The organism is Brevundimonas denitrificans (genome assembly GCF_030160755.1).
Classification (GTDB): domain Bacteria; phylum Pseudomonadota; class Alphaproteobacteria; order Caulobacterales; family Caulobacteraceae; genus Brevundimonas; species Brevundimonas denitrificans.
Map to the genome: position 1 here is coordinate 1 of NZ_BSOY01000186.1, position 690 is coordinate 690.

At 51.4% G+C, this 690-nt stretch carries 1 rRNA gene; it reads left to right on the forward strand.

From position 1 onward, the window contains the following. Window positions 1-690, forward strand: a 23S ribosomal RNA gene (locus QQJ79_RS15670); the annotation flags it as partial.

Here is a 690-nt window from a genome sequence, read left to right on the forward strand (position 1 = left end):
CTCCTCTACGACCGATAGTGAACAAGTACCGTGAGGGAAAGGTGAAAAGCACCCCAACGAGGGGAGTGAAACAGACCTTGAAACCGGATGCCTACAAGCAGTAGGAGCACCTTTATGGGGTGACGGCGTACCTTTTGTATAATGGGTCAGCGACTTAATCTTTGCAGCAAGCTTAAGCCGTTAGGTGTAGGCGCAGCGAAAGCGAGTCTGAATAGGGCGTCATAGTTGCAGGGATTAGACCCGAAACCGAGTGATCTAGCCATGAGCAGGTTGAAGGTGCGGTAACACGCACTGGAGGACCGAACCCACCAACGTTGAAAAGTTGGGGGATGACTTGTGGATAGGGGTGAAAGGCCAATCAAACCTAGACATAGCTGGTTCTCCGCGAAATCTATTTAGGTAGAGCGTCCTATATCATCATCGGGGGTAGAGCACTGGATGGGCTAGGGGGCCCCAACGGCTTACCAAACCTAACCAAACTCCGAATACCGATGAATGCAGTAAGGCAGACAGGCAGTGGGTGCTAAGATCCATTGCCGAGAGGGAAACAGCCCAGACCGCCAGCTAAGGTCCCTAAGTTATGGCTAAGTGGGAAACGATGTGGGAAGGCCAAAACAATCAGGAGGTTGGCTTAGAAGCAGCCATCCTTTAAAGAAAGCGTAACAGCTCACTGATCTAGATAAGCCGGCC